Origin of the sequence: Moorena sp. SIO2C4 (assembly GCF_010672485.1) — a bacterium.
Taxonomy (GTDB): domain Bacteria; phylum Cyanobacteriota; class Cyanobacteriia; order Cyanobacteriales; family Coleofasciculaceae; genus Moorena; species Moorena producens.
The window spans coordinates 1-6,179 of the sequence record NZ_JAAHGN010000418.1 but is presented as its reverse complement, the minus strand read 5'-3'; the positions used below and the strand labels follow the sequence as shown (position 1 = coordinate 6,179).

The window sequence follows — 6,179 nt, the reverse complement described above, 5'->3', positions numbered from 1 at the left end:
TCCGAAAAGCTGCTGGAGAAAGCGCCCTCGGTACCCAACAAAAGGATTTAGCAATGTTATTAAAATTCAGTGCTTTTTGGGTAGATAAAATGGTACAACGTCAGCAATGGAGGGAATAGGGAATAGGGAACAGGCAATAGGTAAAAGGCAAAAGGCAAGAGGCAAGAGGCAAAAGGCAGAAATACGACCATTGAAGGCTTATATCATGTCAGGATAACTACCCTTAATAACAATCTCCCGATTCCCGATTCCCGATTCCCGATTCCCTGTTCCCTACTCCCTACTCACTACTCCCTCTAAAAAAAATGCTATCTTGGTATACCATTGAACCGATAGATGTGTTACTGTTCCGAGAATCAAAACCCTTTAGTCCAGGGGAAGGGTCTTGGGCAAATGGGCAGTTTCCTCCCATGCCCATTACCGTCTTTCAAGCCATTCGTTCTGCGTTACCCCATTATGGATATAAACAGCAAGATAAGAAACGAAATTTAACATTTATCGGACCATTTCTGTTAGATGAACAAGATACACTATGGTTACCAACACCAAAGGATTTACTCTGTGTTAGCAAAAAAGATAATCCTACCGAAGCAGAGGATTATAACAAAGATGCAACTGATACTTGGGATAAGATAAAGCGTCTTCAACCAAAGGATACTCAGCCCGGTTGGGATTATATCTGTTTTGATAGGGACAAATTGCAACCAATGGTTCCTCCTCAACTTGAGGATAATGAATTTATCTGTGGTTCTCCTCAACCTTGGATTAAAGCTGAAGCCTTGAGCAAGTATCTCCAAGGGAATAATTTTGAGAATAAAAAGGATAACAAGGATAAAGATTACTTCTGTGATCACCCTTGGAGTCTACAAATACTACCCCATATACATATGAAATCAGGGACTAGGCAGGTACGGGATGAAGAAGGTTATTTCACTGAAATAGCAGTGCGTATGCATCCGGGATGGCGACTAGTAGCAGGGATTAGTATTAAAATAGACCAGACCGTTGTGCGCTTGGGAGGAGAGGGACATCGAGCCATAGTTTCCCCCATCAAGCCCTTAAAATCCTGGCAAGACTTGGAGCAGTTTTCTGAACAAAAATCGAGCAACTTTGCCTATTTACTCACTCCGGGAATAGCAGAAAAACAGAAAGCTAAGTATGGCGTTTATCCCAGTAACTGGAAAGAAACTCTCAGAGGTTGTGTAAGCGATCGCCCATTACTGTGGGGTGGTCGAACCCAGATCAAACGTCGGGTATTGAATTCTCAGGCAAAGGGAAATTGGCAGCCTGCTTTATCACCCCAACGGGCGTTTGTGCCACCAGGTACCGTTTATAGTTTTGGCGAAAACTTACCTAAGGATAAACTGCTGTTACCTGATAGTAATAATGATGATTTGGAAACCTTTAGGCAATTGAACTATGGAAAACTTTTGTGGGGTAAGATAAAATGACAGTTAATCTTGCTTATTTATATCTACTTTCTCCCTTACATACTGGGGGAACGAGTCAAGAAGGGAATTTAGTAGGAATTGCCCGGGAATCTCATACGAATTTTCCCTATTTACCTTCGAGTACAATTCGGGGACGATATCGAGCAAATGTGGGAAGCAATATTGACCCGAATAATGAAGACAACGTGATTAAATCTCAGATTAGGCGAGTTAAGCTTTTTGGTCCTAATTTAGAGGATTTGAAGAATCAAGATTTTGTTGACTATTATGAATTGGAAACAGACCGCAAACTAACTCAACTGGAACAGGGCAGTATTTGGATAGGAGATGGCTCAATCCTATGGTTTCCCGTTTCCTCTTTAAGTCATGGTGTGATTTGGATTAGTTGTCCTTTATTACTACAACGGTGGGTAAGGCTTAACCATAGTAATGGTAGTATTAATACTATCAAAAACTACCGTAGCAATATACCCAAAAAAGAGTCAGTTTATCTGAAAGATGCCTTGATTGATGGCGGGAGTTTGCAGCCTTTTCCGAATTGGCAAGATTTTATTCCTAAAGGCTATGAAACCAGTATTGATAAGGTGTTGGTCTTGCCAAACCAGCACTGTGAAACTCTGATTCAGATGAGCCTGTGGCGACAGGTAAAGGTAAAGCTAAATGAACACAAGGTTGTTACAGATGGCAGTTTTCGCTATGAAGAAGCAATTCCTCCTGATACTTTGATGTACTTCCCTTGGGGAGTTACTACTCAAGTTAATGGTACTGCCCAAGAGCATCTTGATGATTTTCAACAGCTATTAAAGGAGAATTCCCTGTTGCAAATTGGCGGACAGGAAAGTTTAGGACGAGGATTTGTGCAACAGTGGATGGCACCACAGAAAGAATCTAATGGCAAAAAAGAGGGGAAAGGATGATGTTTGATCCACGGACTCTGAGTAAATATGCGTATGAAGCTTTAAAAGATTTGCGATCGCGCTATGACAAAGCCTTGGAAAACAAGGAGATTAAGTCCCAAGACTATAAACAGCATCTTCAAGAGCAAAAGAGTCAAGCAGTAGAACTCTATACCTATGTTGCCACGTGGGGATTAATGCGTCTGAAAGGTGAGGAAATTGCCCTTGATAAATGGGATCCACAAAAGCCACCTACTATAGGCCAAAGGACAACCAAGAGTCAGGAAGGCAAAAGAGAGGTGATTGAAAGCTATTTTCGCAGTTTAGAAAACGTTCCTGGAGTCGGAAATTTAGTCAATGAAGACGGTTTAGCAACCCTCAATACCATGAAACATGACCAATATCTGGGTCTGACAGGGGTAGCACTAGCTATAGCCCAAGAGTTTAGTTTCTGGGCAGATGCAGTTTACCACGACATTAAACCAGGAGAGTCAGATTAATGACCTTAAATACAGACAATCAATCCCTTCCCACTTGGCTAGAAAAACTCCCGAAGGGATTCCAACCTAATAATTCTGCTAGTTTTGTAGAATATCTACGCTGGATGCGATCGCCTCAACCTGTGATTGAGTCATCATCAGCAAAAGGTGACAAGAAAAACCAGCAACAGAATAACTTAACCAAGGTACAAGTTCTCCAGATGGCAGCAGAAAAAGCTGGAGGATACAAAAAACGCTTGGAAACCCTCAACCAGCGCACTCAGCTAATTGCTGGAAAGGATAATACATTTGAGGTTGAGTGTGCTTGGCGGATGCGTGTAGGGGGACAAACCGGACCGGAAAATATTCTGCTTCCGGCCTTCGATGCCTTGGGAATACCTTATATTCCTTCCAGTACTCTGCGAGGTGTGGCAAGACGTCAGGCACTTTGGGAATTCACTCAAGCTATTCTAGACAATATGCTCCAGCAGAAAGCAGAAGTAACTCAGCAACAGAGGGAGGAAGCCCACCAACAAGCAGAAAAACACGTTGCACAGTACTTTGGTTCCTTGGAAGCTGAAGACAAAGACCGTGCAGGGAAAGTGATTTTTCTGGATGCTTACCCCTTAGCCAAGCAATGGGGAGTCGAGAAGAGAGGCTTAGCTGTGGATATGGCTAATAATATCTGGAGTTGGGATCAAGACTATCCCAAGTATAGCCCTAATCCTAATCCCTTCCTTTCTCTTAACAAACCGAAATTTTTAATTGGGTTACGTCCAACTGCTAGATGTGAGCAAGATACCTTGAATCAAGTCAAAACTTGGTTGAAAAAGGGGTTACAATCCGGTGTTGGTTCCCAGATTAATACTGGCTATGGTCAAATGCTGGTTAAAGGTGAAAATAATAATTGTCAGCCATTTTTTCAGGTCAAGTTTACCCTTGAAGGTCAACTGATTCACGGGTATAAACGCTTTAGGAATGTTCGCCAACCTTTGAAGACAAATGGTAAACCCGATGACTATGCAGAAGCCGAGGTGCGCCCTATAGCTTTTAAATCTATGCTGAGCTACTGGTTCCGTACTTTGGCTTTAGGCTTTTTACCAGTAGCACAAGTAAAGAGGTGGGAATGTCAGTTGTTTGGTTCAATTCAACCTCAAACTCAAGGATGGATTCAGTTTAATATTACTGATGCCAAAAATCCTCGAACTTCAGAACAGCCTAAAGATCAACCTTGTCTCAAACAACAGGGAACCCTAAAACTGAGTTATTCCCGGGAAGCACCAACCACCCAAGCTGAACGGGATACTATTCAAAAGTTATTGGTAAACTTGACTTGGTTAATGTTTCATCTTGGTGGAGTCGGACAGGGAGCAAGACGACCTCTTTATTCTCGCAAAAATCGTCAAAATCCCAAACAACCTTACTATCGCGGTAGTCGGTTGAGAGCAAAGGAAAATGATTTATGCTGGCAATTACCCGATACTCCCGGAGAATTTAAGTCTCGTTTTCAGCAGAGATTGGAGGATTTTTGTACAGCTTTAGCTACTCTGAGTGATCAGCAAGTTAATCCGCGATCGCTTTTACCAGTTCCGAGATTAAGCCAAAAGGAATGGCGAGAAGCGGTAGATCGTAACTGTCAGATTATCCTCTGTTCTGGGCAAGAACAGTTTGATAAACCTTATGCTTTAGCCGTGTTGCACTCAGATAAGTTGAAAATCACTAATCGGAAAGGAGACAGAATTTATGACCCTGACCTGTGTGGTCATCCAGGCGATCGCTCTCCGGTTTGGATTGCTGATTTAGGAAATTACCAAGTGGTCACCGTGTTTGGTGCTAATGTCAAGCCCCGTAACAAGTTTCTTGATAAATTACAGCAAGAGGCAACTGCCTACACTAAAGTCTGGCCATTTCCAAAAAGTCGTTCATAATTTCGTCATTCGCATCAAAACAGATGACAGCCTCAGGTAGTATCCATCATTATAGTAAAAACAGCCCCGTAAGCTATCAGCTTAAGCGCTACGCGCACGCTACGCGAACAGCTTAAGCGCTACGCGCACGCTACGCGAACAGCTATTAGCTATCAGCTATCAGCTATGGAATCAAACAGGAGCATTGCTTAATAATGGAATGATTTTAAGAGTGAGGTGGAATAGGCATCTTGCCTGTTAGCAGCTGTGGAATAGGCATCTTGCCTGTTCGGCGATCTTATGGAGCGGGCAGGATGCCCACTCTACTCCTATTCATTCCTTGATTCAGCAACACCAAAACAGGTAACCATTTGTTTAATCCGAGTTACGGAAAGCTGACAGCTGACAGCTGACCACTGAATGCTTACACCCCACCTATAATTTATTAAAAAAGGTTAAAACAGATCATGGCAATTCTCATCGCTAACATTGGCACCTCTGATCTAGCTATTCAACTACCAATAGCAGGAGAAAACTATTATCTACCCATTGACTTCTTGGGAGATGAACCCAATCTCCATAAACAAAAAGCTGCCTTAACTCCTGAACGTAGTGAAATTTGGAATGACCAGCGTAAGTATATTGAAGGAGAGCATCTTTACCAAGAACTAGGATTTGAGGTTGGGGTTAAGCAAACCAGCCGAAAGCTTACAGAAGTTTTGTTTAATCAGTACCAAGCCAATCCAGATTACTGGCATCCTCGTCTGATGCCAGTTAGGATTGGTGGTGCCATTAAAAAGGCGATCAGTCTTGGGGCAAAAAAGGGATATATTTTCGTCACAGACCAACAAAGTGAAAATCAACCAGAAGGTCATCAGAAGGATACCATCTATTTGTTCGATATCTTGGACAAGTGGCTTAAAGAAGAAGGATGGGAGTTTTCCCTAGAGTGGAAAATTATTCCTGCTGATATTCCTGGTAATGACCAAGACCGCATGCTTGGCTACTATTACCAAGCTCTTAATGAGATTAGTCAAGCTGAGGGAATTGATAAAAATCCATCAGAAGAGGAATTAGTTTTAATCAGCACCAAAGGTGGAACAAATCAGATGAAAATGGCGCTGCAAATCCAAACCATGGCAGCCAGCTTCAAAAATCCCATCTTTCTCAGCCCAGATTTATCAATTGACGGAATTTTAGACGGTAAACTATCTGATTGTAACCTATTTTCCTACTGGCGTTATCGGCGCAGTCAAAAATATCAAACTGTCAAAAAACTGCTGAATCGCTGGGATTTTGATGGTGCTATCCAGATTCTAAAGGACTGGTTAGAAACCTTAGACTCTTTGATTACCCAAGGAATTGAGGTAGAGGCTGTGTCTGACAACAAAAGTGATATCGAATTAGTGATTAAGGCTATGGAAATTGGCCTCTACTGTTTTAACA

Annotated in this window: 4 protein-coding genes and 1 pseudogene; all 5 read left to right on the top strand. The window is 42.2% G+C overall.

The features are described from left to right. Nucleotides 1-305 precede the first annotated feature (305 nt). Nucleotides 306-1,451 carry a type III-B CRISPR module-associated Cmr3 family protein gene (locus F6K20_RS20645; RefSeq protein WP_287295865.1) on the top strand — a complete coding sequence of 382 codons (1,146 nt, stop codon included), beginning with the start codon at nt 306-308 and terminating at the stop codon, nt 1,449-1,451. Further along, a complete protein-coding gene (gene cmr4, locus F6K20_RS20640; RefSeq protein ID WP_287295863.1) occupies nt 1,448-2,368 on the top strand; it encodes a type III-B CRISPR module RAMP protein Cmr4 in 921 nt (306 codons plus the stop codon). The genes F6K20_RS20645 and cmr4 overlap by 4 nt, the downstream gene beginning before the upstream one ends. Then, nucleotides 2,365-2,847, top strand: coding sequence for a hypothetical protein (locus tag F6K20_RS20635; RefSeq protein WP_287295861.1), 483 nt, complete (start codon nt 2,365-2,367; stop codon nt 2,845-2,847). Before cmr4 ends, F6K20_RS20635 begins: the two co-directional genes overlap by 4 nt. Continuing rightward, complete coding sequence (gene cmr6 / locus F6K20_RS20630; RefSeq protein WP_287295859.1) at nt 2,847-4,754, top strand: type III-B CRISPR module RAMP protein Cmr6; 1,908 nt, start codon at nt 2,847-2,849, stop codon at nt 4,752-4,754. Before F6K20_RS20635 ends, cmr6 begins: the two co-directional genes overlap by 1 nt. Nucleotides 4,755-5,200: 446 nt before the next feature. Then, nucleotides 5,201-6,179, top strand: a pseudogene (locus F6K20_RS20625) (hypothetical protein); the annotation flags it as partial.